24 protein-coding genes and 1 pseudogene are annotated in these 24,175 nt (G+C 66.9%); 12 read left to right on the plus strand and 13 right to left on the minus strand.

What is annotated here, in order from left to right:
• Window positions 1-56: 56 nt before the first annotated feature.
• The 4 genes from MSP7336_RS02325 to MSP7336_RS02340 form a co-directional block, all read right to left on the minus strand.
• Window positions 57-1,715 (minus strand): bifunctional uroporphyrinogen-III C-methyltransferase/uroporphyrinogen-III synthase, encoded by a 1,659-nt coding sequence (locus MSP7336_RS02325; RefSeq protein WP_113962964.1) that lies wholly within the window; start codon window positions 1,713-1,715, stop codon window positions 57-59.
• A 31-nt stretch (window positions 1,716-1,746) separates the two neighbouring features.
• On the minus strand, window positions 1,747-2,673 hold the full coding sequence (gene hemC / locus MSP7336_RS02330; RefSeq protein ID WP_069396935.1) for a hydroxymethylbilane synthase: 927 nt from the start codon (window positions 2,671-2,673) through the stop codon (window positions 1,747-1,749).
• Between the two features lie 13 nt (window positions 2,674-2,686).
• Window positions 2,687-4,042 (minus strand): glutamyl-tRNA reductase, encoded by a 1,356-nt coding sequence (locus MSP7336_RS02335; protein ID WP_069396936.1) that lies wholly within the window; start codon window positions 4,040-4,042, stop codon window positions 2,687-2,689.
• Between the two features lie 98 nt (window positions 4,043-4,140).
• Window positions 4,141-4,407: a glutaredoxin family protein gene (locus MSP7336_RS02340; RefSeq protein ID WP_244917400.1), complete on the minus strand. Its 267-nt coding sequence runs from the start codon at window positions 4,405-4,407 to the stop codon at window positions 4,141-4,143.
• A gap of 80 nt (window positions 4,408-4,487) precedes the next feature.
• On the opposite strand from MSP7336_RS02340, the gene MSP7336_RS02345 reads away from it, so the two are divergent.
• From MSP7336_RS02345 to MSP7336_RS02355, 3 genes are all read left to right on the plus strand, one after another.
• Entirely contained in the window at window positions 4,488-5,375 is an 888-nt protein-coding gene (locus tag MSP7336_RS02345; protein WP_069396938.1) for an HAD family hydrolase, read from the plus strand.
• 79 nt (window positions 5,376-5,454) lie between these two features.
• On the plus strand, window positions 5,455-6,006 hold the full coding sequence (locus tag MSP7336_RS02350) for an FAS1-like dehydratase domain-containing protein (protein WP_069396939.1): 552 nt from the start codon (window positions 5,455-5,457) through the stop codon (window positions 6,004-6,006).
• On the plus strand, window positions 6,003-6,869 hold the full coding sequence (locus tag MSP7336_RS02355; RefSeq protein WP_113962966.1) for a cyclopropane mycolic acid synthase family methyltransferase: 867 nt from the start codon (window positions 6,003-6,005) through the stop codon (window positions 6,867-6,869). Before MSP7336_RS02350 ends, MSP7336_RS02355 begins: the two co-directional genes overlap by 4 nt.
• A gap of 9 nt (window positions 6,870-6,878) precedes the next feature.
• Here MSP7336_RS02355 and MSP7336_RS02360 read toward each other — a convergent pair whose 3' ends face one another.
• The 9 genes and pseudogenes from MSP7336_RS02360 to MSP7336_RS02400 form a co-directional block, all read right to left on the minus strand.
• The gene (locus tag MSP7336_RS02360) at window positions 6,879-7,946 is read right to left on the minus strand and encodes a lysophospholipid acyltransferase family protein (RefSeq protein WP_113962967.1); all 1,068 of its coding nucleotides are present in this window, start codon (window positions 7,944-7,946) and stop codon (window positions 6,879-6,881) included.
• 5 nt (window positions 7,947-7,951) lie between these two features.
• Window positions 7,952-9,058: an SDR family oxidoreductase gene (locus tag MSP7336_RS02365; RefSeq protein WP_244917401.1), complete on the minus strand. Its 1,107-nt coding sequence runs from the start codon at window positions 9,056-9,058 to the stop codon at window positions 7,952-7,954.
• A gap of 77 nt (window positions 9,059-9,135) precedes the next feature.
• The gene (locus tag MSP7336_RS02370) at window positions 9,136-9,237 is read right to left on the minus strand and encodes a 30S ribosomal protein bS22 (RefSeq protein WP_003402602.1); all 102 of its coding nucleotides are present in this window, start codon (window positions 9,235-9,237) and stop codon (window positions 9,136-9,138) included.
• 137 nt (window positions 9,238-9,374) lie between these two features.
• On the minus strand, window positions 9,375-9,638 hold the full coding sequence (locus tag MSP7336_RS02375) for a helix-turn-helix domain-containing protein (RefSeq protein WP_069397520.1): 264 nt from the start codon (window positions 9,636-9,638) through the stop codon (window positions 9,375-9,377).
• Window positions 9,639-9,779: 141 nt separating this feature from the next.
• A complete protein-coding gene (proC, locus tag MSP7336_RS02380; protein WP_181786520.1) occupies window positions 9,780-10,652 on the minus strand; it encodes a pyrroline-5-carboxylate reductase in 873 nt (290 codons plus the stop codon).
• A gap of 24 nt (window positions 10,653-10,676) precedes the next feature.
• Window positions 10,677-11,478, minus strand: a pseudogene (locus MSP7336_RS02385) (thioesterase family protein).
• The gene (locus tag MSP7336_RS02390; protein WP_069397523.1) at window positions 11,475-12,311 is read right to left on the minus strand and encodes a sugar phosphate isomerase/epimerase family protein; all 837 of its coding nucleotides are present in this window, start codon (window positions 12,309-12,311) and stop codon (window positions 11,475-11,477) included. Before MSP7336_RS02390 ends, MSP7336_RS02385 begins: the two are co-directional and overlap by 4 nt.
• 7 nt (window positions 12,312-12,318) lie before the next feature.
• Window positions 12,319-13,311 (minus strand): hypothetical protein, encoded by a 993-nt coding sequence (locus MSP7336_RS02395; RefSeq protein ID WP_069397524.1) that lies wholly within the window; start codon window positions 13,309-13,311, stop codon window positions 12,319-12,321.
• Complete coding sequence (locus tag MSP7336_RS02400; RefSeq protein WP_069397570.1) at window positions 13,308-14,327, minus strand: Ppx/GppA family phosphatase; 1,020 nt, start codon at window positions 14,325-14,327, stop codon at window positions 13,308-13,310. Before MSP7336_RS02400 ends, MSP7336_RS02395 begins: the two co-directional genes overlap by 4 nt.
• Before the next feature lie 40 nt (window positions 14,328-14,367).
• Here MSP7336_RS02400 and MSP7336_RS02405 point away from each other — a divergent pair, with 40 nt between their 5' ends.
• From MSP7336_RS02405 to MSP7336_RS02445, 9 genes are all read left to right on the plus strand, one after another.
• Entirely contained in the window at window positions 14,368-15,174 is an 807-nt protein-coding gene (locus MSP7336_RS02405; RefSeq protein ID WP_372507676.1) for a DUF3109 family protein, read from the plus strand.
• A 91-nt stretch (window positions 15,175-15,265) separates the two neighbouring features.
• Window positions 15,266-15,988 carry a FadR/GntR family transcriptional regulator gene (locus tag MSP7336_RS02410; protein ID WP_069397525.1) on the plus strand — a complete coding sequence of 241 codons (723 nt, stop codon included), beginning with the start codon at window positions 15,266-15,268 and terminating at the stop codon, window positions 15,986-15,988.
• Between the two features lie 16 nt (window positions 15,989-16,004).
• On the plus strand, window positions 16,005-16,802 hold the full coding sequence (locus MSP7336_RS02415) for an MlaE family ABC transporter permease (protein ID WP_113964740.1): 798 nt from the start codon (window positions 16,005-16,007) through the stop codon (window positions 16,800-16,802).
• Between the two features lies 1 nt (window position 16,803).
• Entirely contained in the window at window positions 16,804-17,670 is an 867-nt protein-coding gene (locus MSP7336_RS02420; protein ID WP_069397526.1) for an MlaE family ABC transporter permease, read from the plus strand.
• A gap of 5 nt (window positions 17,671-17,675) precedes the next feature.
• Complete coding sequence (locus tag MSP7336_RS02425) at window positions 17,676-18,890, plus strand: MCE family protein (protein WP_069397527.1); 1,215 nt, start codon at window positions 17,676-17,678, stop codon at window positions 18,888-18,890.
• Entirely contained in the window at window positions 18,887-19,918 is a 1,032-nt protein-coding gene (locus MSP7336_RS02430; RefSeq protein ID WP_069397528.1) for an MCE family protein, read from the plus strand. Before MSP7336_RS02425 ends, MSP7336_RS02430 begins: the two co-directional genes overlap by 4 nt.
• The gene (locus MSP7336_RS02435) at window positions 19,915-21,468 is read left to right on the plus strand and encodes a virulence factor Mce family protein (protein ID WP_113962969.1); all 1,554 of its coding nucleotides are present in this window, start codon (window positions 19,915-19,917) and stop codon (window positions 21,466-21,468) included. The genes MSP7336_RS02430 and MSP7336_RS02435 overlap by 4 nt, the downstream gene beginning before the upstream one ends.
• A complete protein-coding gene (locus MSP7336_RS02440) occupies window positions 21,465-23,045 on the plus strand; it encodes a virulence factor Mce family protein (protein ID WP_113962970.1) in 1,581 nt (526 codons plus the stop codon). Before MSP7336_RS02435 ends, MSP7336_RS02440 begins: the two co-directional genes overlap by 4 nt.
• A complete protein-coding gene (locus tag MSP7336_RS02445; RefSeq protein WP_113962971.1) occupies window positions 23,042-24,175 on the plus strand; it encodes a virulence factor Mce family protein in 1,134 nt (377 codons plus the stop codon). Before MSP7336_RS02440 ends, MSP7336_RS02445 begins: the two co-directional genes overlap by 4 nt.

The following is a 24,175-nucleotide window of genomic DNA, read 5'->3' on the forward strand; positions in this document are numbered from 1 at the left end:
CGTCCTATGGTGGCGGCCCGCTGCGCCCGGCTTCGCCGCGCTTACGATCGCCACGGCTAGCGCCTGCGGCTCTTCTTACGCGGCGGTGGCAGCGCGCCCTCGGCTCGTAGCCGGGCGGCGTGCTCGGCCAGCGCCTCGATCAGCGGGCCCATCGCGGCGGTCTCGGGTTGCACGTCGACGCGCAGGCCGAACTCGGCTGCCGTCTCGGCGGTCTTGGGCCCGATGCAGGCCACGATGGTGCGGGCGTGCGGCTTGCCGGCGATGCCGACCAGGTTGCGCACCGTCGACGACGACGTGAAGCACACCGCGTCGAACCCACCGGTCTTGATCATCTCCCGGGTTTCCGCGGGAGGCGGCGCGGCCCGCACCGTCCGGTATGCGGTGACGTCCTCGATCTCCCAGCCCCGCTCGCGCAGTCCCTCGGCCAGGGTCTCGGTGGCAATGTCCGCCCGCGGCAACAGCACCCGGTTGACCGGGTCGAAAACGCTGTCGTAGGGCGGGAATTCGTCGAGCAGACCCAGCGAGGACTGTTCGCCGGACGGCACCAGCTCCGGGCTGACGCCGAACGCGCGGACCCGGTCGGCCGTCGCCTCGCCGACGCAGGCGATCTTCACGCCGGAGAACGCGCGGGCGTCCAGACCGAACTCGCCGAACTTCTCCCACACTGCGCGCACCGCGTTGGTGGACGTGAACACCACCCACTGGAAGCGGCCGTCGACCAAACCCTTGACCGCGCGCTCCATTTGGGCGGGGCTGCGCGGCGGCTCGACGGCGATGGTCGGCACCTCGACCGGCAGCGCGCCGTGCGCGGTCAGCCGTTCGCTCATCTCGCCGGCCTGGTCCTTGGTCCGCGGCACCAGCACGGTCCAGCCGTACAGCGCCCGGCTCTCCCACCAATTCAGCTTGCCCCGGTTGGCCACTGTCTTTCCGATGGTCACCACCACCGGGCCGGTCAACGGGCCGGCGGGATCGCTCGCGCCCAGCGGGGCGCCTTCGGCCAGCGTGCTGAGCGTGGACTCGACCGAGCGCTGCGCGCAGGTGGTCCCGGAGCCGGTCACCACGCACGGCGTCGTCTCGGTCAGCCCGTATTCGATCAGCGTGCGCGCGGCGTCGGCCACATGCGACGCGGTGGCCTGCAGGATCAACGGCCCGGGCGCGGCGGCCAGCGCCGCCCAGTCCACATCGGAGCGCACGTCGGCGACCGTGTGCGAGGAGCCCAGCGGCAGCCCGGCGTACGTCGGTACCGCCGAGGTGGGGGCCAGGCCGGGCACGACCTCGAATTGCAGGTGGCTGCGCGCCACCGCGTTCACCTCGGTGATGACGGCGTCCACCGACAGCGGATCACCGGCCACCAACCGCACAACGTCATGTCCTGAACGCGCCTCGGCCGTCAGCGTTTTGGCGACCTCGGCCGGCTCGCCCAGGGCGGGCCGGATGTCGGGACCCGCCGACACCACCGCGGCGGGGGCGTCGTCAGCCGCGCCCTCGGGCGCCTCGGTTGCGCTCTGGGGCGCTGCTTCGGCCGGACCGGACACCGGTGGCAGGCCGGTGCCGATCAAGGCCAGTACCGGCTCGGGCACATCGGGGTCAGTGAACACCAGGGGCGCGTTCGCCAGCACGGTCGCGGCGCGTGTCGTGAGCAGGCCCGGGTCTCCGGGGCCGGAGCCCACGAACATGATGCGGCCCGGCTTCGGCTTTCGCCCTCGTGTCGTCATCTGCTACTCCCACTCATTTCGCGCGCGAGTTCTACCGCGCGCCCGACATGAGTTCCCGTGCGCCCAACTCGAACAGCTCCGCGGCCACGGAGAGCCCCAGCTCTCGTGCCCGACCCGGACTGCCGATGCCGGACGCGCGGATCACGTCGGATCCGTCCAGCGCCGCCACGCAACCGCGCAGCGACAGCTCCTCGAAGACGCGGCCGTCCTCATCGATGGACTCGACCACCTCGGCGATCGCGCCCACCGGTGCGGAGCAACCCGCCTCCAGTTCGCCGAGCAGGGCACGCTCCGCGGTGACGGAAGCGCGAGTATCGGCGTCGTCGAGCGCTGCCAACAGTGCCGCCAACCTCCGGTCCTCAGCGCGGCACTCCACGGCGAGCGCACCCTGAGCCGGCGCCGGCAACATCTGCACCGGCTCGAGCGTCTCGGTGACGTCGTCGAGGCGGCCCAGCCGGGCCAAACCGGCCCTGGCCACCACGATCGCGTCGAGATCACCGCTGCTTACCCTGTTCAACCTGGTATCTAGGTTGCCTCGTAGGGGGCGGATTTCCAAACCGAGACCCAATGCTCTAAGCTGTGCGGCCCGCCGCGGGGACGAGGTGCCCACCACCGAGCCGGGCGGCAACTCCGCCAACACCAGCCCGTCGCGGGCCACCACGGCGTCGCGCGGGTCCTCACGGGGCGGTATCGCCGCCACGGTGAACCGCGGATCGTCGGCAGTCGGCAAATCTTTGTGCGAATGCACCGCGGCGTCGACGCGGCCGTCTTCGATTGCTTCCCGCAACGCCGCGGTGAATACCCCGACGCCGATGGTGGCGATGGGTTCGGTCGATCGGTCGCCCTCGGTGCTGATGGTGACCAGCTCGGCGGCGTGCCCGTTGGCGATCAGGCGGTCGCGGACGCCGCCGGCCTGGGTGGTGGCCAGTAGGCTACCGCGGGTCCCTATCCGGATCACGTCGACCAAGCGGCTACTCAGAACCGTCGGAAGTGCTTGTGACCGTAGGCAATTCGCCTGCAGTGGCGACGGCGTCCACCGCGGTCTGGTCGAGTTCGAACAGCTCACGCAGCGCCTCGGCGTAGCTGTCCCCACCGGGCGCGCTGGCCAACTGTTTGATCCGCACAGTGGGGGCGTGCAGCAGCTTGTCGACCACTCGGCGCACGGTGCGGGCCACCTCGTCGCGCTGAGCGGTGTCAAGGCCGGGCAATCGGTTGTCCAGCCGCAGCAGCTCGGCCTCTACCACCTCGGCGGCGCGCTGGCGCAGCGCGGTCACCGTCGGGGTGACTTCGGACATCCGCTGGCCGGCCAGGTAGCTGGCCACTTCGGCGGCGACGATGTGGCGCGCGGCGTCGGCGTCGGCGGCCGCCGCGCGCGCGGAGGGCTCGCGCTGCACACGTTCCATGTCGACGACCCAGACGCCGGGCAGTCCGGCCACCGTCGGGTCGACGTCACGCGGCATGCCCAGATCGCAGATCACCAGGGGCTGAGTGGTTTCGTCGCGGCGGGCGGCGGCCAGGGCGTGATGCACATCAGCCAGCGAAACCACCGGGCGCACCGCGCCCGTGCAGCTGACCAGGATGTCGACGCCGGTCAGCGCGCCGGCCAGCTGATCGAGCCCGTACGCCTCGGCGCGGGCGCCCTTTTCTCGGACCTTGCGGGCCAGCCGCTGCGCGCGCGGCAGCGACCGGTTGATGACGTGGACCTGCTCGACACCGGCCCTGGCCAGATGGGCCGCCGCCAGCGCGCCCATCGCGCCGGCTCCGACCACCGCGGCGGTCTTGTCGCTGAGGCCGTGCAGCCGGCTGTCAGCCATGCCGAGCGCCACCGACACCACCGACGCACCGGCCGCGTCGATCGAGGTCTCCGAATGAACCCGTTTGCCCACCGCCAGCGCGCGCTGCGCCAGCTCGTGCAGCACCCGGCCGACGGTGCGGTTGGCCTCGGCGGTGGCGTAGGCGCGGCGCACCTGGCCGAGCACCTGCTGTTCGCCGATCACCGCCGAATCCAGGCCGCTGGCCACCGCGAACAGATGCTCGACGGCGGCTTCGCTGTAGCGGACGTAGGCGTATTTGGTGAGGTCGCCCAGTGACATTCCGGAATGGTCAGACAGCGCCTGCCCGATCACCGACAGACCGCCGTGGAAGGCGTCGACCACGGCGTAGACCTCGACGCGATTGCAGGTGGACAGCATCATGGCCTCGGTCACCAGCGGTGACTGCAGCACCTGGTCGACGATCTTGATCTGGTCCGCATCGTCGCTGGACAGTTGCTCGAGAATGGAGACCGGTGCGCTGCGGTGCGAGACACCGAAGAGCAGGACGCTCACGGCTGAATCACCTGGCCTGCTCCCTTGCTTTCACCAGTGAACGAACTGACATTTACGGTAGTCGTTCGAGGGTAGCCCACCAAATTCCGGCTGCCGTCTCAACCGGCGCCGAGGTCGGCGCGCAGGCGGGGCTCGTCGACCTCCCAGTAGCTGTGCTCGCGGCCGTCGAGCAGCACCACCGGCAGCCGATCGCCGAACTCGGCCCGCAGCCGAGGCTCACCGGCCGCCGCAGCGGCGTCGACGTCGGTGGCCGACAGGTCGAAACCCAATTCGGCGGCCAGCCCGGCCAGTTGGGCGTAGGCGCGCTCGCAGATGCTGCACCCGGCGCGGGTCAGCAACTGCACTCGGCGGCGGCTTTCGCTCACACACCCAGTCTGCAGGGTGGGCGGATAGTGTTGAAGTGACAGTGGCTACTCGTGAAAAGCTCTACGAAAGGAGGTCGACGATGGCGTCGGAGAGCTCCGGCCGCGCCGACCTCGAGAAGCTGGCCTCCAACGCCAGCGCCGAACGCGCGCTCGACGACCGGCCCGCCCCGGACCAGGCTCCCGAACGGCCGCCCGTCGACTTGACCGCGGCCGCGTTCTTCGATGTGGACAACACCATGGTGCAGGGTTCGTCGCTGCTGCACTTCGGCCGTGGGTTGGCCGCCCGCAAATACTTCACCTACCGGGATGTGCTGGGATTCATCTACGCGCAGGCCAAGTTTCAGCTCATCGGCCGGGAGAACAGCAACGACGTCGCGGTAGGCCGGCGTAAAGCGCTGGCGTTCATCGAGGGCCGGCCCACAGCCGAGTTGATGGGCCTCGGTGAGGAGATTTACGACGAGATCATCGCCGACAAAATCTGGCCCGGCACCCGCGAATTGGCGCAGATGCACCTCGACGCCGGCCAGCAGGTGTGGCTGGTCACCGCGACGCCCTACGAGCTCGCGGTGACCATCGCGCGCCGGCTCGGCTTGACCGGTGCGCTGGGAACGGTGGCCGAATCGGTCGACGGGGTCTTCACCGGCCGGCTGGTCGGCGACCTGTTGCACGGCACCGCCAAAGCCCACGCGGTGCGCTCGCTGGCCATCCGGGAAGGCCTCAAGCTCAAACGCTGCACCGCCTATTCCGACAGCTACAACGACGTGCCGATGCTGTCGCTGGTCGGCACCGCGGTCGCGATCAACCCCGACGCCCGGCTGCGCGCCCTGGCCCGCGAACGGGGCTGGGAGATCCGCGACTTTCGCACCGCGCGTAAGGCCGCCCGGATCGGGGTGCCCTCAGCGCTGGCGCTGGGGGCGGCCGGCGGCGCGCTGGCCGCGACGGTGTCGCGTCGCCGCGAGCGCGGTTGACACGTAAGCGTGGCGCTCTTGACGGCAATCTCGCTGATAAGCTGCGCCGCTGAGCATCCATAGGAGCGGAGAACAGCGCATGGCAGTGCCCGAAGGCGCCCAAGACCTCATCGGAACGCATTACCGGTACCCCGACTACTTCGAAGTCGGGCGGGAGAAGATCCGTGAGTTCGCCCGCTCCGTCAAAGACGATCACCCCGCGCACTACGACGAGGCCGCCGCCGCCGAGGCCGGCTACACCGGCCTGGTGGCGTCGCTGACCTTTCTGGCGGTGGCGGGCCGGCGCGTCCAACTGGACGTCTTCACCAGGTTCGACATCCCGATCAACCTCGCGCGGGTGTTGCACCGCGACCAGAAGTTCATCTACCACCGGCCGATCGTCGTCGGCGACCGGCTGTACTTCGACACCTATCTGGACTCGGTCATCGAGTCACACGGCACGGTGATCGCCGAGATCCGCAGCGAGGTCACCGACGCCGACGAAAAGCCGGTGATCACCAGCATCGTCACTATGCTGGGGGAATCGTCCAATCCGGATGCCGACGCCGCCGCGACGATCGCCGCCATTGCATCCATCCGTGGCGGGGCCGCAGTGGCAGCCGCTACCAACCAGGGGGCAACCGACCAGTGAGCGGCGATCTCACACCGCATTTCGGCGACGTCCAGTCCCACTACGACTTGTCTGACGACTTCTATCGGCTGTTCCTCGACCCGTCGCAGACCTACAGCTGCGCGTATTTCGAGCGTGACGACATGACGTTGGAGGAAGCGCAGCTGGCCAAGATCGATCTGTCGTTGGGCAAGCTGGGCCTGCAGCCCGGCATGACCCTGCTCGACATCGGTTGCGGTTGGGGCGCCACGTTGTGCCGGGCGGTCGAGCGCTACGACGTCAACGTAATCGGGCTGACGTTGTCGAAAAACCAGGCCGCGCATGTGCAGAAGGCACTCGAGGCGTTGGACAGCCCACGCTCCAAACAAGTGCGGCTCGAAGGCTGGGAGCAATTCCACGAGCCGGTGGACCGGATCGTGTCGATCGGGGCGTTCGAGCATTTCGGCCGTGACCGCTACGACGGGTTCTTCAAGATGGCCTACGAGGCGCTGCCGGCCGGTGGAGTGATGATGCTGCACACCATCGTCAAGCCGGAGGACGACGAGTTTGCCGAGCGCGGGTTACCGCTAACCATGCGGCATTTGCGGTTCTTCAAGTTCATCATGGACGAGATCTTTCCCGGCGGGGATCTTCCCCAGGCGTCGGCGGTCGAAAGGCACGCGGCCAAGGCGGGCTTTACGCTCACCCACAAACAGCCGCTGAGGTTGCACTACGCCCGCACCCTGGACACCTGGGCGGTCGCCCTGGAGTCGCGCAAGGACGAGGCCATTGCGATCCAGTCCGAAGAGGTTTACCAGCGCTACATGAAGTACCTGACCGGCTGCGCCGAGCTTTTCCGGGACGGCTACACCGACGTGTGCCAGTTCACCTTGGTCAAGCCGTAACAGCGCGAGCTAGCCGAAGAACACGTTGCGACGGCCGGCGAGCAACCGATACAGCGTCTGCTGGATGGTTTCGCGCACCTGGTCGGTCAGCTCGAAGGTGATCATCGGGTCCTCGGCGTCGGAGACGTCGTAGCTGTCGGTGCGGATCGGCTCCCCGAACGCGATGTGCCATTTGGACGGCAGCGGGATGATCCCGGCCGGGCCGGCGAGCGGGAACAGCGGGGTGATCGGGAAGTAGGGCACGCCCAACAACCGAGCCAGCAGCTTGACGTCGGCCAGCATCGGGTAGATCTCCTCGGACCCCACGATCGAGCAGGGCACGATCGGCGCCTTGGTGCGCAGCGCCGCGGACACGAATCCGCCGCGGCCGAACCGCTGCAGCTTGTAGCGGTCTTTGAATCGCTTCCCCAGGCCCTTGTATCCCTCCGGGAACACCGCGGTGAGCTCGCCCGAGGCCAGCAGACGGTGCGCGTCGGCGGTGCAGGCCATGGTGTGGCCCGCCTTGCGGGCGGTTTCGCCGATCACCGGCAGGTCGAACACCATGTCGGCGGCCAGCAGCCGCAAGTCTCGATGAGCCGGATGCTCGTCGTGAACCGCCACCGAGGCCATGAGCCCGTCGAACGGCAACACCCCGGCGTGGTTGGCCACCACCAGTGCAGCGCCCGTGTCGGGCAGATGCTCGACTCCGCTGACCTCGACCCGGAACCACGACTTGAAGAAGAACCTCAGCAAAGGCCGCACGATGGCATCGTTGAAATGCGGGTCGAAGCCGAACTCGTCAACGTTGTAGTCGCCGGTGATCCGTTGACGAACGAATTCGGCGACCGCGCTGACCCACCGCACCAGGTCACTGGCGGATCCGTCGTCTTCCGGTTTGGCGCTCGCCGCGCGACGACGCTGATCGATCTCACGAACAACGGCGGCAATCTGCTCGGCCGATGCCCGGCCGGTGGGCTCCGATAGCAGTGACGGATGCCGACGCGACGCCTGAGCGCGTTGACCGGCACGTCGCTGCGCAGCGGGGCGATTCGGATTCGTATGTAGGGGAATGACTTTCGCTCTGTTGTCAGCCGCCACGATTTCTACCTACCCCCACCCCATGGAATTGGTTTCCGGCCACTTATACGCTGCGCTGCGGCTACGGCACGGTTCTCCAGCGAGACTACCAACTCTGGCCGGACAATGGGAGTCAAGCTTCGGCCGCGAACATAGTCATCGAATGCTTCGGCCGTCGTCCATTTCGGCTGATAACCGAGTTCTTCGCGCATGCGGGTGGTGTCCATTACTCGGCCATAGCTGAGGTACTCGAGTTGTTCGCGGTTGATTTCGGTATAGCGATTGGCCCGTCTCAGCGAATCGAGCACCCACAGCCCGAATCCCGGTACCGGCAGCGGGATCCGGCCCGCCCGCCGAATCGCCTGCGACAGCATGATGATCCCGCTCGCGCCGATATTGAACGTGCCCGCCTTACCGGCCATCGCGGCACGCTCCAGCGCGCCCAGCGCGTCCTGCTCGTGCAGCAGCTGCAGCCGGGCATCGCGACCCAAGATGGTGGGGACAAGCGGGCCGGCCAGGTATCGCGACAGCGTGGTGTCCATCGCCGGTCCGATCATGTTGGCCAACCGCAGGATGGTCACGGCAACATCGGGCCGGCGCCGGGCCAGGCCTCGGGCATAACCCTCGATGTCGAGGCTGTCCTTGGGGAAGCCCTCCCGCAGCGGGCGGCGGCTGGTGCAGTCTTCGGTGAACATCACCGGGTCGCGCGGACTGGATCCGTAGACCTCCGACGTCGACTTCAACACCACGCGACGAACCGACGGCGCCTTCTGGCAGGCCGCGAACAATTGCATCGCGCCCATCACGTTGATCTCCTTGAGCGCCGCGCCGCCCCCGGATCGCGGCGCGAACGACGCCGCGGCCGCGTGTACCACGGTGTCGACGTCGCCGTTTCGAATCACCTTGGCGATAAAGGGGTTGCGGATGTCGGCGCGGACGAATTCGGCGCGCCCCATCCGGCGCAGCATGTCCTTGCTGGGCACGATCGCGTCGACGGCGATGACGCGGTTGATCAACGGGTTCTGAGCAAGCCGGGCCGTGAGATACCCACCCAAAAACCGGCATGCCCCGGTCACCAGAACGACTTTGGGGTAACGCACACCCTCGTTACCGGTACCGTCCGACGAGTCCACCTTGATAGCCTAGCCGCCCGACGCTACCGCGGCGTTACCGTGCAATCACGGCCGCGGCTCGGGTGTGTACAGCGGAGTTACTTACCGAGCTTTCTGCGTTGCACCCGAGTGCGGCGAAGCAGTTTGCGGTGCTTCTTCTTCGACATCCTTTTGCGCCGCTTCTTGATTACTGAGCCCATAACTCCGCTATCTGTGTGGTCGTGCGATAACCCGGTCACTCTACCTGGGCGGCCACACACAACGAAAAACGTCGGCGGTGGATCCGGGGCGCCAAGACATCACCCGAGCGCAAAAGCCAATCCGTCGAATGGGTCGGCTAGCCGGCGTCGAAGTAGGAGCTCTCCAGCATGTCGTGCACCGCCTTGGCGTGCACCCGGAAAGATCGCCCGACACGGACCGCAGGCAATTCGCCGTTGTGCACCAAGCGGTACACCGTCATCTTGCTGACGCGCATCAGCGCCGCCACTTCGGCCACTGTGAGGAATTGTGTCCTGGGCTGCTGGCCGTCGGCGGAGCCGGTGTCGCGCGCCGACTTACTGCCAGCTGAATCTCGTGCCGATGGCCCGTTCATAGACGTCATCGCAACCCAATCAGTCAGGCACATGCAGTCCCAGCGGCTTCCCCTCCGCTGGCACCCAACATGCGCATACAAACAAGGAGAATAGCGGTACTAATGGGGTTACTGCGACGGGTGTGGGGAATTCAATGAAAAATTTGTGAATTACTCCGATGTGATTCTTAGCTGCTCGGAGCGGGTTTTCGCGGCTTGAATCGCCTCGTCGACCGCGGTTCTAAAACCCCGGCGCTCGAGTTCCCGCAGCGCAGCGGCGGTCGTACCGCCCGGAGACGTCACGGCGGCGCGCAGCTGCGCGGCCGTGGTGTCCAGTGCCGGGTCGGCCGCTGCCCCGGCCCGCGCCGCCCGGTCTTGCTGCATCCGATCGAGCAACATCGCAGCCGACCCGGCCATGGTTTGCACCACCAGTTCGGTGGCCACCGGGCGGCTGAGCCCGGCGGTCACCCCGGCGTCCACCATCGCCTCGACCATCAGGAAGTAGTACGCCGGTCCCGAACCGGACACCGCGGTCACCGCGTCCAGTTGCGACTCGGAGACCGTCAGCACGTCTCCGACGGAGCCGAACAGCGCCTTCACTTCCTTGACCTGCTCGGGCGAGACGAAGCGGCCCTGTGCCAGGGCGCTGATGCCGGCGCCGACCAGCGCCGGCGCGTTCGGCATCACCCGGACCACCGGCGTCCCGGCCGGCAGTTTCGATTCCAGGTAACCGGTGGTGACACCCGCAGCGACAGTGATGAACACCTGCTCGGGGCTGTCGTCGGCTTCGGCGGCCGCACGGGCGATCTCGGCGACGACGGCCTCCACATCGGTGGGCTTCACCGCGAGGATGACGAACGTCGCGTTCTCCGCCGCCTCGGTCGCCGATGTCACCAGCACCGAATACGTGTCGGAAAGGTAGCGGGCGCGTTCGGGCAGCCGCTCGGCCACCACGAGGTCCTTGACCTGCCGCCCAGCCCGCAGCAGACCCGACAGCAGCGCTTCGCCCATGCTGCCGCCGCCGATGATCGCGATTCTGGCCATGCCGCACAGCATGGCAGACGACGGTTACGGAGCCGGCACCATGGCCAGCTGGCGGGACTGCACGACGATGCGGCCGTCGGCGTCGACGACGGTGTGGTCTTCGTCGAACCAGTCCTGGCCGATCTGCGCGCAGGAACAGATCACCCGCAACCAGCCATCGGCCGGGATGCCCCGAAGATACGCGGTGAGCTGCACGGTCGGCGCCCATCCGGTGCGGCCCACCCCGAAGGTCACCGGCGCCGACACGTCCCCGCACATCAACGCGAAAAGCACATCGGGCGCCACCCCGCGCGGGCGCACCCACATCTGGATGAGCGGCGGCCGGCCGTCGGTGGGCTGCAGCGTCTCGATCACCGGCCGCACGTCGCAGCCCTCGGCCAGGTGCACCAGCCCGGACATCGGGTGGCCGGGGCCGATCGGCGCAACGTCGGCGGGCGGTTCCGGCGCCATCAGGTCCACCACCGGGTTGGCCGAAAACAGCGGCGGCACCAGGTGTTCGGGCTCGCCGAGGGTAACGACCGCGTGCACGGCGGTACGTTCGCCCTGGCACAGTTCGACGTCGACCACGCTGATCCGCCTGCCGCGCTTGCGAACCGACGTGACCAGCCGCATCGGCCCGGGGTCGGGCGCCCACAAGAAGCTGGCCGACACCGCGACCGGTTCGACGCCGTCACCGTGGGCCGTCCGAGCGGCGTTGGCGCACAATGCCACCATCGCCCCGCCGTGCACCTTCGGCCCAATCGTCCAGTTCTTGTCGAGCTCGCCCTCAAAGACGTCGGTATCGATCGCGCAGTGCCATCGCTTCGGTGAACAACGGGGTGCTCATCGCAGCAGGTGCTTTCGGGCGAATTGCAACGACTCGGCCAGCATGGCCTCGCGTTCGTGGGCTGACCGCGCGTTTGATGTCGACACCTCCAACACGACATGGCCGGCGAAGTCGCCGCCGGCTAAGAGCTGGCACACCTCGATCACCGGTTGGTTGCCGCGACCAGGCATCAGATGCTCGTCGGTCGGCAGTCCGCTGCCGTCGCACAGGTGCAGGTGGGCCAGGCCCGAACCCATCCGCCGGGCCATCTGCAGCGCGTCGGTGCCCGCCGTCGCGGTGTGCGACAAATCCAGCGTGTAGTGCGCGTGGTCGCCGTCCAGCGGATCGTAGGACGGCGAAAAGGCCGAGATTGCGGGCCCGGGCCCGCCGCCCCGTTTACGCATCCGCTCCACCGACTGCCGAAAGAACCGGTCCGCCCGGAACGGGAACATGTTTTCCACGGCCACCACCACCTCGCTGGATTCCTCCAACGCGGCGACTTGTTCGGAAAATCCCTCGGCGTAGCGGCGCTGCCAACGGAACGGCGGATGCACGACGACGGTTTGGGCGCCAAGCGTCTCCGCGGCCCGCACGCTGCGTTCCAGTTTGGGGATCGGGTTGGCGCCCCACACCCGTTGGGAGATCAGCAGGCACGGCGCATGCACCGAGAGCACCGGCATTCGGTAACGCCGGGAAAGCTTCTTGACGGCGCCGATGTCCTGGCTGACCGACTCGCCCCACACCATCAGCTCGACGCCGTCATAGCCCAGCTTGGCCGCATACTCGAAAGCAGCCTCGGTCCTCATCGGGTAGACCGAGGCCGTCGACAGACCGACCTTGATTGCTGGGCGCACTGACCAGCTAGCCGGATTGCAACAAGGCCAGCGGCCCCAATGTGACCAGCGCCCCCACCGCGACCGCGATCAACGTGCTGCCGATGTCCTCGGTCCTGCGGACCACTCGCACCCCGACCACCAGGCCGAGGATCACCAACACCGAGAGCACCAACGCCACGATGTTGTTCCACCGCCACAGCTGGTCGAAGGCAATGAACAGGCCGGCTCCGAAAGCGACTGCCAGGATCGACTGCAGCACAATAAGACCGCCATGCACTATGGTCTCGGTGCGATCCGACCAGGCGTAGGCATCCTCGACATCGTCGACGTCGGCGACATCGGTTTCGGCGGTTGCATCGCTTTTAGCGGTTGCAGCGGTTGCTTCGGTTTCAGTGGCTTCGTCGAGCTCGAGGTAGTCCTCGTCGAGGTCGTCGGACACCAACGTGTCCCCCGGTAACTGTGCGCTCGTCGAGCCGAGATACGAGCGCACGTAGGCGGAATCCTCGACCGGCGGTTCGGCTTCGCGCACGTCGGTGTCCATCACGTCGACGGGTATTCCGGCGTAGTCCTCGAGCGGATCGGGGTTCATCCCCTCGGCCCCGGACTGCGCAGCCGCGGCGCCAGGGCGCTCCTCGTCGACGCGGACGCTCCTGCGCAGCGGCAGCGGATAGGGACTGCGCGGCTGGGCCGATTCGTGCGGACGCGGCGGCGACGACTCGGGCCAGCGCGGCTCGGCCTCCGACCAGTACGGGGTCTCGACTTTGTCGTCGGCGCGGGCCGCGCCGTTGGCCCGGCGGGCATGCGACCCCGGGCCGGGCCGGCGGGTCTGGTCGTGCTCGGCGTCCTCACTGACGACGGGGATCTCACCGGTCAGTTCGGCGACGGTCACCGCCTCGGTGTTGCCGCGCCGACGGCGCCGCCGCCCGGCCGGTGGCGGCGCGCCGAGGGTGCCATTCTTGGCCAGCAACTCGGCCACCGAGATCGGCCGGCTGCCCGGGCTGTCATTCGGTCCAGTCATGGTGCGTTGCCTCTCGATCGGCCAACTGCAGTCCGATCAACTTGCCGGCTTTTAGCATCCCGCACAGACGTCTCCACGAGGGCAGTTCCGTCAGCTTCGCTATCGAGTTTGCGCAAGATGAGACCTTCCCGCAGCGCCCACGGGCAAATGTCCACCGTTTCTATCGACAGTGCTCGCATCGTCGCCTCCGCCACCAAAGCCCCCGCCACGATTTGCGGTGCCCGCTCGGCACTGACTCCTTCCAGTTCGGCACGGTCAGCCGTGGTCATCCTAGAGATGAAAGATATGAGTTGTCTGAGGCCACTTGCGGTGAGTGTTCGCTTCACCCGAGGCCCCGCCGCCGACGGCGCCGCACCGGTCAACCGGGCCAGCGAGCGAAACGTTTTCGACGTTGCTACGGCGAGATCGGGGCTGCCGGCTTCCAGGAGGGTGGCGCTGGCTTCGGCGAGCTCGGAGTCCAGCCAATCACGCAGCATCCCGACGCGTCGACGGCCGGGCGGGTCTTCGGGCAGCCATTCACGGGTCAGACGCCCCGCACCCAGCGGCAGCGACAGCGCCACCTCCGGTTCCTCGTCGACGCCGTTGGACAACTCCAGCGAACCGCCGCCAATGTCGAGATTGATGATGCGCCCGGCGCTCCAGCCGTACCACCGGCGCACCGCCAGGAAGGTCAGCCGCGACTCGTCGACCCCGCGCAGCACCTGCAGCTCGACGCCGGTTTCCTTGCGGACCCGGGCCAGCACGTCATCGGAGTTCGGTGCATCGCGGACCGCCGAGGTGGCGAACGCCATCAGCTCCTCGCAGCCCGAGCTGGCGGCGATCTTGCTGAACTCGCCGATCGTCGAAATCAGCTTGTCGGCACCGCGGCGGGTGATCTTGCCCGAGTTATCGGTCGCCTCGGCAAGCCGCAGCGTTGACTTGGTCGAACTCATCGGCATGGGATGCCCGCCGCGGTGCGCATCCACGACGAGCAGATGCACCGTGTTGCTGCCCACGTCAAGCACACCTAATCGCACGGACACAACCTACTGCTTGTGTTCGCGAGAGTTTCAGCCGATGAGCGCTACGTTGGAAACCGTGAGTTCCTCGCAACCAGAGCACCCGCACGAAGTCGAGTTGGACTTCGCACGTGAATGGGTGGAGTTCTACGACCCGGACAACCCGGAGCATCTGATCGCGGCCGACCTGACGTGGCTGCTGTCACGCTGGACCTGCGTGTTCGGCACCCCGGCTTGTCAGGGGACGGTGGAGGGACGACCCGACGACGGATGTTGTTCGCACGGGGCGTTTTTGTGCGACGCCGACGACCGCGCCCGCCTCGACGACGCCGTGTCCAAACTGACCGACGAGGACTGGCAGTTCCGCGAGAAGGGGCTGGGCCGCAAGGGGTATCTGGAGCGCGACGAGCACGACGGCGAGCGCGCATGGCGCACCCGCAAATACAAGGGCGCCTGCATCTTTTTGAACCGGCCCGGCTTCGAGCGGGGACCCGGCTGCGCGCTGCACACCGCGGCCCTTCGGCTCGGCGTGCATCCGCTGACCATGAAGCCCGACGTCTGCTGGCAACTGCCGATCCGCCGCAGCCAGGAATGGGTGACCCGCCCGGACGGCACCGAGATCCTCAAGACCACAATCACCGAATACGACCGTCGCGGCTGGGGCGCCGGCGGTGCCGACCTGCATTGGTATTGCACCGGTGATCCCGCCGCCCACGTCGGCGCCCAGCAGGTGTGGCAGAGCATGGCCGCCGAGCTGACCGAGCTCCTCGGCGAGAAGGCTTACGCCGAGCTGGCGGCTATGTGCAAGCGGCGCAACCAATTAGGCCTCATCGCGGTCCATCCGGCGACCCGCGCGGCCGAGTAGAAATTCTTCGAACCGAACCGCGCTCGTTGCACGCGTGGCTAATTGGTCTGGCCACTTGACCTCTTACCACGTCCCTGCAACACTGACCGCCATGGCGCTGCAGCCGGTGACCCGCCGATCGGTTCCGGAGGAGGTTTTCGAGCAGATCGCTGCGGACGTGCTCAGCGGGGAGCGCAAGCCTGGCGAGGCGCTGCCCAGCGAGCGTCGACTGGCCGAAATGCTCGGGGTATCTCGTCCCGCAGTTCGCGAAGCGCTCAAACGGCTTTCGGCAGCCGGGCTGGTCGAGGTGCGCCAAGGTGGCGTCACCACCGTGAGGGACTTCCGGCGGACCGCCGGTCTGGATCTGTTGCCGCAGCTACTGTTTCGCGACGGCAAGCTCGACGTCTCGGTTGCCCACAGCATTCTGGAGGCCCGGCTGCGTACCGGCCCCAAGGTCGCCGAGCTGGCTGCCGAACGGCACGGGCCCGAGTTGGCCGAGATGCTCGACGAATCGGTGCGCATATTGGAGAGCGAAGTCGATCCGACCGAGTGGCAACGCCAGGCGCTCACCTTCTGGGATCACGTGGCCGAGGGTGCCGACTCCATCGTATTTCGCTTGATGTACAACGCATTTCGAGTTGCTTACGAACCTGCGCTACCCGCGCTGGCCGCAGCCATGAAGCCCGACATCAAGCGGCCAACCCTGTACCGCAAGCTGGCCGACGCGATCTGCGCCGGTGATTCCGCCGGGGCGCACAAGCGCGCTCACGAGTTGATCGAAGACGCGAACGCGACGGTGACTGCCGTGCTCGACAAGATTGGGGCCCAGCAATGATGGTGTGTCCGAAGCGATGACCACCCAAACCATGGTCACTACTTACGTCCGCGAGCAGATCCAGCCGGGTGTCGAAGCGGTCGGCGGTTTTTATCGAATGTGCGTGTTAACTGGAAAAGCGTTGTTCCGACCCCGTTTTCAGTGGCGCGAGGCCATCGAGCAGGGCTGGTTCATCACCAGTGTTTCGTTGCTACCCACACTGGCGGTGGCAATTCCGCTGACCGTGCTGATCGTGTTCACGCTCAACATCTTGCTGGCCGAATTCGGCGCCGCCGATATCTCGGGGGCAGGTGCGGCATTGGGCGCGGTCACCCAGCTCGGCCCGCTGGTCACGGTGCTGGTGGTCGCCGGCGCCGGGGCGACGGCTATCTGCGCCGACCTCGGAGCGCGCACCATCCGCGAAGAGATCGACGCGATGGAGGTGCTCGGCATCGACCCCATCCAACGTCTGGTCGTGCCGCGGGTCGTCGCCGCGATGATCGTCGCCACCCTGCTCAACGGCGCCGTGATCACCATCGGCCTGGTCGGTGGATTTCTCTTCGGTGTTTTCATCCAACATCTTTCGGCCGGCGCCTACGTCAGCACGCTCACCCTGATCACCGGCCTGCCCGAGGTGGTCATCTCGGTGGTGAAATCGGCCACCTTCGGATTGATCGCCGGGCTGGTCGGCTGTTTCCGCGGGCTGACCACCAAGGGCGGACCCAAAGGAGTGGGCACCGCGGTCAACGAAACGCTGGTGTTGTGCGTGATCGCGCTGTTGGCGGTCAACGTAGTCCTGACCACGATCGGCGTGCGGTTCGGGACGGGACGTTGACATGACCTCGGCCGTACTGCGCGCGCGCTACCCGAGGACAGCCGCCAACCTCTCCCGCTATGGTGGCGCGACGGGCCGAGCGCTGGAAAGGATGGGTACCTTCGCGCGGTTCACCCGGACCAGCGTCGTGCAGATCGGCTGGGCGCTGCGCCGCTATCGTAGGGAGACGCTGCGGCTGATCGCCGAGATCGGCATGGGCACCGGCGCGATGGCGGTCGTCGGCGGCACCGTCGGGATCATCGGGTTGGTGACGCTGTCCGGCGGCTCGCTGATCGCCATTCAAGGCTTTGCGTCGCTGAGCAACATCGGCGCCGAGGCGTTCACCGGTTTCTTCGCCGCACTGGCCAACACCCGCGTCGCTGCGCCCATCGTCGCCGGCGTCGCGCTGGCCGCCACGGTCGGCGCCGGTGCCACCGCCCAGCTCGGTTCCATGCGGATCAGCGAAGAGATCGACGCGCTGGAAGTCATGGGCATCAAATCGATTTCGTTCTTGGTGTCCACCCGCATCCTGGGAGGGCTGGTGGTGATCGTGCCGCTGTACGCGCTGGCGCTCGACATGGCGTTCACCTCCGGCCAGGTCGTCACCACGGTGTTCTACGGCCAGTCCAGCGGCACCTACGAGCACTACTTCCGCACGTTCTTGCGCCCCGAGGATGTGGGGTGGTCGGTGGTTCAGGTGGTCGTGATGGCGGTGATCGTGATGATCACGCACTGCTACTACGGGTACACCGCCAGCGGCGGGCCGGTCGGGGTGGGCCAGGCGGTCGGCCGATCGATGCGCTTCTCGCTGGTGTCGGTGGTGATCGTGGTCCTGCTGGCCGAGCTGGCCCTTTACGGTGTCAACCCGAATTTCAATCTCACCGTCTAACCGCCATGACGACGCAGAAAAGGCCCAAGCAGGCACGCGCCATGCTCTACCTGGAGGGCCTGGTTCTGCTGGTGGTCTGCGCAGTGGTTCTGACGTTGGTGTACAAGCAGTTTCGGGGTGACTTCACCCCGAAAGCCGAATTGACGATGCTCGCCTCGCGGGCGGGCCTGGTGATGGAACCCGGGTCGAAGGTCACCTACAACGGGGTGGCAATCGGTCGAGTCGACAGCATCTCCGAGATCGAGCGTCACGGCAGACCGGCCGCCAAGCTGCTGCTGGACGTGGATCCGCGCTACATCAAGCTGATTCCGGCCAATGTGGTGGCCAACATCGAGGCGGCCACGGTCTTCGGCAACAAGTATGTGGCGTTCAGCGCACCGGAAAACCCGCAGCCGCGGCATATCTCGCCGCACGATGTGATCGACGTGCAGTCGGTGACCACCGAGTTCAACACGCTGTTCGAGACGATCACCTCGATCGCCGAGAAGGTGGACCCGATCGAGCTCAATGCGACGTTGTCGGCGGTAGCCCAGGCGCTGGACGGTTTGGGCGCCAAGCTGGGTGATTCGATCACCAACGGCAATGACATTCTGGCGCAGCTGAATCCGCGGATGCCGCAGATCCGCCACGACGTGGAGCGGTTCGCCGATCTGGCCGACATCTACACCAAGGCCTCCCCGGATCTGTGGGACTTTCTGCAGAACGCACTGACCACCGCGGGGACGCTGAACAAGCAGCGCAAAGATCTGGATGCGGCGCTGTTGGCAGCGGTGGGGGCGGGCAACACCGGCGAGGACATCCTGCGGCGAAGCGAACCGTTCCTGGTGCGTGGGGCTGCCGATTTGGTGCCCAGCGCCGAGCTGCTCGACACCTACAGTCCCGAACTGTTCTGCCTTATCCGCAACATCCGCGACCTTGCGCCCAAGGTAGCGAAAGCAGTTGGCGGCAATGGCTATTCGCTGGCAGGCGTGGGAACGATCCTGGCGGCGCCCAATCCCTATGTCTATCCGGACAACCTGCCGCGGGTGAACGCCCACGGTGGCCCGGGCGGAAAGCCCGGCTGCTGGCAGACCATCACCCGGGATTTGTGGCCGGCGCCGTATCTGGTGATGGACACCGGCGCCAGTCTGGCGCCCTACAACCACTTCGAGCTCGGCCAGCCGATGTTCACCGAGTACGTCTGGGGACGTCAGTACGGGGAGAACACGATCAATCCATGAAAATCACCGGCACCGCAGTCAAACTCGCCTGCTATTGGTTGGTGCTCTTGGTGTTCACCGCGATGATCGTCGTAGTGTTCGGCCAGCTGCGCTTCGATCGCACCACCGGCTACTCGGCGCTGTTCACCGACGTCAGCGGGCTCCGGGCCGGACAGTTCGTCCGCGCTTCAGGGGTGGAGATCGGCAAAGTGACGAAAGTGACGCTGATCGACAACGACACTCGGGTACTGGTCGACTTCAAGATCGATCACGAGCTGGACCTCGATGCGGCGACAACCGCGTCGGTTCGTTACCTCAACCTGATCGGCGACCGCTATCTGGAGCTCAAGCGCGGCGACAGCGGCAAGCGGCTGGCCCCGGGCAGCACCATCCCGCTCGAGCACACTCAACCGGCTCTAGACCTCGACGCGTTGATCGGCGGATTCCGTCCGCTGTTCAAGGCGCTCGACCCGGACAAGGTCAACAGCATCGCCTCGGCGATCATCACCGTGTTCCAGGGGCAGGGCGGCACCATCAACGACATCCTCGACCAAACCGCCTCGCTGACCGCAACGTTGGCCGAGCGTGACCACACCATCGGCGAAGTGGTCAACAACCTGAACACCGTGTTGGCCACCGTCGTCAAGCATCACCACCAGTTCGACCAAACCGTCGACAAAGTCGAGGCACTGATCACCGGACTGAAGAACCGTGCCGATCCGCTGGCCGCCGCGGCAGCGCATATCAGCGGCGCGGCCGGAACCCTGGCCGACTTGCTGGGTGCCGATCGGCCATTGCTGCACAGCACGCTCGAACACCTCGACGGCATCCAGCAGCCGGTTATCGACGAAATGCCGACCGTCGACGACGTGCTGGGCAAGCTGCCGAACGCCTACCGGATAATCGGCCGCACCGGCGGCCTGTACGGCGACTTCTTCAACTACTACCTCTGCGATATTTCCCTGATCCTCAATGGATTACAGCCCGGGGGACCTGTACGCACAGTCAAGCTCTTCCAACAGCCGACGGGAAGGTGCACCCCGCAATGAGAAGCTTGACCGAATTCAACCGCACCCGGGTAGGGCTGATGGGCGTGGTGGTCACGCTGCTCGTCATCGCCGTGGGACAAAGTTTCACCAGCGTGCCGGTGCTGTTCGCGACGCCGACCTACTACGCCCAATTCACCGATACCGGCGGCCTGTCCCCCGGAGACAAGGTGCAGATCGCGGGAGTCAACGTCGGTCTGGTGCGCTCGTTGTCCATCCACGGCAAGCACGTCGTGATCGGATTCTCGCTACCCGGCAAGACCATCGGGACGGCAAGCCGCGCCGCTATCCGCACCGACACCATCCTTGGTCGACGGAATATGGCGATCGAGCCCCGCGGTTCAGATCCGCTGCGGGCCAACGGTGTCCTTCCAGTGGACCAGACAACCACGCCATATCAAATCAACGACGCGTTCGTCGACGTCACGAAGGCGGCGACGGGGTGGGACATCGACATGGTGAAGCGCTCGCTGAACGTGTTGTCGCAAACTCTCGATCAGACCGCGCCGCACCTGAGCGGCGCGCTGGCCGGCGTCAAGGGATTCGCCGACACCATCGGTGAACGTGACGGACAGATCAAACAGCTGCTGGCCAACGCCAACAAGATCGCGGGCGTCCTCGGCGATCGCAGCAGCCAGATCAACGGGTTGCTGGTCAACGCCAACACGCTGCTGGCGGCGTTCACGCAACGCAGCCAGGCGCTGAGCATCCTGCTGACCAACGTGTCGGAGGTATCGCACCAGGTGTCAGGACTGATCAAGGACAACCCGAACGTGAACCACGTGCTTGAGCAGTTGGGCACGGTCAGCGACGAATTGGTCAAGCGCAAAAGCGAATTGGCCGATGTGCTGGTGCTGCTCAGCAGATACGCCGCATCGCTGACCGAGGCCGTCGCTTCCGGGCCGTATTACAAGGCAATCGCGGTGAACCTGCTGCCCTACCAGATTCTGCAGCCGTGGGTGGATGCCGCGTTCAAGAAGCGTGGAATCGACCCGGAGGAATTCTGGCGCAGCGCCGGTCTGCCGGCGTTCCGATGGCCCGACCCCAACGGCACCCGGTTCCCCAACGGTGCGCCGCCGCCGGCGCCACCGGTGGCCGAGGGCACCCCGGATCATCCGGGCCCCGCCGTCCCACCGGGAACGCCGTGTTCGTTTGTGGCGCCGCTCGACGGCTTGCCACGACCGGCCAACCCGCTGCCGTGCGCGGGCCTGGACCAAGGCCAGGGACCGTTCGGTCCGCTGGCGGGTGCCCGGCCGGCACCGCCCGACGTGCATCCGTTGCCGCCCAACGCCAACGGCCTGCCACCCACGCCCGGGATCCCCATCGCAGGGCGGCCAGGTGAGCCGGCGCCGGATGTCCCGGGCACGCCGGCGCCGATCGCGCCGGGACCGTTCGGCGGCCGCAGCGAGCCGCTGGGCCCAGCCGGCCCGACTCCACCCCCGTCGACGTTCGCGCCGCAGCTGCCGCCCGGGCCGCCGGCGCCAGGCGGCCCCGGTCCGCAGCTGCCGGCCCCGTTCATCACGCCCGACGGAACGGGAGGCAGCAGTCGATGAGCACCGTGTTCGACGTCCGCAGCATTCGGCTGCCGAAACTGTCCGGCAGGGCGGTGTTGGCCGGCGCACTGGCGGTGCTGTTCGCCGTCGCCGCAGCCGTCGCCGGCGCGCAGGTCTACCACAAGCTGACCACCACCACCGTCGTGGCGTATTTTTCGCAGGCCCTCGCCTTGTACCCGGGCGACAAGGTCCAGATCATGGGTGTGCGGGTCGGTTCGATCGACAAGATCGAGCCGGTCGGCGACAAAATGCGAATCACCTTGCACTACAACAACAAATACAAGGTGCCCGCCAACGCCACCGCATCGGTGCTCAACCCCAGCCTGGTGGCGTCCCGCACCATCCAGTTGTCGCCGCCCTACGACGGCGGGCCGGTGTTGGCCGACGGCGCGGTGATACCGATCGAACGCACCCAGGTGCCCGTCGAGTGGGACGAGCTCCGCGACTCCCTCAGCAACATCCTGCGGCAACTGGGCCCCAGCGAGCAGCAACCGACGGGGCCGTTCGGTGAGCTGATCGAGTCGGCCGCAGACAACCTGGCCGGCAAGGGCAACCAAATCAACGAGACCCTGACGAGTCTGTCGAAAGCGTTGACCGCGCTGAACGAGGGGCGCGGCGACTTCTTCGCGATCACCGCCAGCCTGGCGAAGTTCGTCAGCGCCCTCTACCAGCACGATGAACAGTTCGTCGCCGTCAACAACAACCTGGCGCAGTTCACCGACTGGTTCACCAAATCAGACCACGACGTGACCGACGCGGTACAGCGGATCGACGATGTGCTCGGCGCGGCACGAAAGTTCCTCGACGACAACGGATCTGTGCTGGCACATGACGTGGGCAACCTCGCCGACGCCACTACCACGCTGCTGCAACCGGAGCCGCGGGACGGCTTGGAGACCGCGCTGCACGTGTTGCCCACCTACGCCGGCAATTTCAACAACATCTATCACCCGGTGCACGGCGCGCTGGTGGCCATGGGCGTGTTTCCCAACTTCGCAAACCCGCTGCAGGCCATCTGCAGCGCGATTCAGGCCGGCAGCCGGCTGGGCTATCAAGAGTCGGCCGAGCTGTGCGCGCAGTATCTGGCGCCGGTGCTGGACGCGGTCAAGTTCAATTTCCTGCCGTTCGGCATCAACTTGTGGAGCTCGGCGTCCACCCTGCCCAAAGAGGTGTCGTACTCCGAGGAGCGGCTGCGCCCGCCGCCCGGATACAAAGACACCACCGTCCCGGGGATCTTCTCGCCGGACACCCCGTTCTCGCACCGCAACTCCGAACCCGGCTGGATCGTCGCGCCCGGGATGCAGGGCACCCAGGTGCAGCCGTTCACCGCGAACCTGCTCACCCCGGAGTCGCTGGCCGAGTTGATGGGCGGTCCGGACATCGTGCCCCCACCGCCGGGCACCAATCTGCCCGGGTCGCCGGATGCCTACGACGAGCACAGCCCGCTGCCGCCGCCGTGGTATCCCCAGCCGGGGCCGCCGCCGGGTCCGGCGCCGGGAGTGATTCCCGGGCCACCACCGGCCCAGTCGGCCCTGCCAGCCGAAAGTGCTTCCGCCGCAACAGGACCGGAACAGTGAAGCGGCTAGCTCGTCGCATCGTGGCCGTCGCGCTGTCGGCGGTGCTGTTGAGCTCGTGCGGATGGCGCGGCATCGCCAACGTGCCGTTGCCGTTCGGGCACGGCGCCGGCCCGAACCGCTTGACGATCTATTTGCAGATGCCCGACACGCTGGCGCTGAACAACAACAGCCGGGTACGGGTGGCCGACGTCTGGGTGGGCACGGTGCGCGACATCAGGCTCAAGAACTGGATCGCGACCCTGACGCTGGACCTTGACCCAACCGTGCGGCTACCGGCAAACGCGACCGCGAGGGTCGGCCAGACCAGCCTGCTGGGCACCCAGCACGTCGAGCTGGCCGCGCCGGCCAACCCGTCGCCGCGACCGTTGCGAAACGGCGACACCATCGCGCTGAAGAACTCCTCGGCCTACCCGACCGTCGAACGGACGTTGGCCAGCATCGCGATGATCCTCAACGGCGGGGGCATCGCCAACCTCGACGTGATCCAAACCGAGATCCTCAACATCCTGGACGGCCGCGTCGACCAGATCCGGGAATTCCTCAGGCGCATAGACACTTTCACCGGCGAGCTAAACCGCCAGCGGGACATCTTCACCCGTGCGATCGACTCCAGCAACGAGCTGCTGCGCATCATCGCCGGCCGCAACGACACGCTGGATCGGGCGCTGCAGGAAATCCCGCCGCTGGTCGAGCATTTCGCCGACACGCGGGAGTTGTTCGCCGATGCCACGCAGTCGCTGGGGCAGTTCAGCGAGCTGGCCAACCGGGCGCTGACGCAGACCCAGCCCAACCTGCACCAGGATCTGCAGGCGCTGCAGCGACCGCTCAAACAGCTCGCCCGGGCCGCGCCTTATCTGCCCGAGGCGCTGAAGCTGGCCCTCACCTCGCCGTACCACATCGACAACGTGCCGAAGGTGATCCGCGGCGACTACATCAACGTCTCGGCGACCGCCGACCTGACGCTGAGCACCCTCGACAACGCGCTGTTGAGCGGGACCGGGGTGTCGGGGATGCTGCGCGCGCTCGAGCAGTCGTGGGGGCGGGATCCGGCAACGATGATCCCCGACGTGCGCTTCACGCCGAACCCGAGCAACGTGCCGGGCGGCCCGCTGGTGGAGCGAGGCGAGTAA

The organism is Mycobacterium shimoidei (genome assembly GCF_900417275.1).
Taxonomy (GTDB): domain Bacteria; phylum Actinomycetota; class Actinomycetes; order Mycobacteriales; family Mycobacteriaceae; genus Mycobacterium; species Mycobacterium shimoidei.

Coding starts and splice junctions, on each gene's coding strand:
- MSP7336_RS02420 (WP_069397526.1), top strand. CDS start 16,804: ATGACCTCGGCCGTACTGCGCGCGCGCTACCCGAGGACAGCCGCCAAC.
- MSP7336_RS02430 (WP_069397528.1), top strand. CDS start 18,887: ATGAAAATCACCGGCACCGCAGTCAAACTCGCCTGCTATTGGTTGGTG.
- MSP7336_RS02405 (WP_372507676.1), top strand. CDS start 14,368: ATGAGCGCTACGTTGGAAACCGTGAGTTCCTCGCAACCAGAGCACCCG.
- MSP7336_RS02440 (WP_113962970.1), top strand. CDS start 21,465: ATGAGCACCGTGTTCGACGTCCGCAGCATTCGGCTGCCGAAACTGTCC.
- MSP7336_RS02395 (WP_069397524.1), bottom strand. CDS start 13,311: ATGACTGGACCGAATGACAGCCCGGGCAGCCGGCCGATCTCGGTGGCC.
- MSP7336_RS02345 (WP_069396938.1), top strand. CDS start 4,488: ATGGCGTCGGAGAGCTCCGGCCGCGCCGACCTCGAGAAGCTGGCCTCC.
- MSP7336_RS02375 (WP_069397520.1), bottom strand. CDS start 9,638: ATGACGTCTATGAACGGGCCATCGGCACGAGATTCAGCTGGCAGTAAG.
- MSP7336_RS02415 (WP_113964740.1), top strand. CDS start 16,005: ATGACCACCCAAACCATGGTCACTACTTACGTCCGCGAGCAGATCCAG.
- proC (WP_181786520.1), bottom strand. CDS start 10,652: ATGGCCAGAATCGCGATCATCGGCGGCGGCAGCATGGGCGAAGCGCTG.
- MSP7336_RS02325 (WP_113962964.1), bottom strand. CDS start 1,715: ATGACGACACGAGGGCGAAAGCCGAAGCCGGGCCGCATCATGTTCGTG.
- MSP7336_RS02410 (WP_069397525.1), top strand. CDS start 15,266: ATGGCGCTGCAGCCGGTGACCCGCCGATCGGTTCCGGAGGAGGTTTTC.
- MSP7336_RS02435 (WP_113962969.1), top strand. CDS start 19,915: ATGAGAAGCTTGACCGAATTCAACCGCACCCGGGTAGGGCTGATGGGC.
- MSP7336_RS02350 (WP_069396939.1), top strand. CDS start 5,455: ATGGCAGTGCCCGAAGGCGCCCAAGACCTCATCGGAACGCATTACCGG.
- MSP7336_RS02425 (WP_069397527.1), top strand. CDS start 17,676: ATGACGACGCAGAAAAGGCCCAAGCAGGCACGCGCCATGCTCTACCTG.
- MSP7336_RS02370 (WP_003402602.1), bottom strand. CDS start 9,237: ATGGGCTCAGTAATCAAGAAGCGGCGCAAAAGGATGTCGAAGAAGAAG.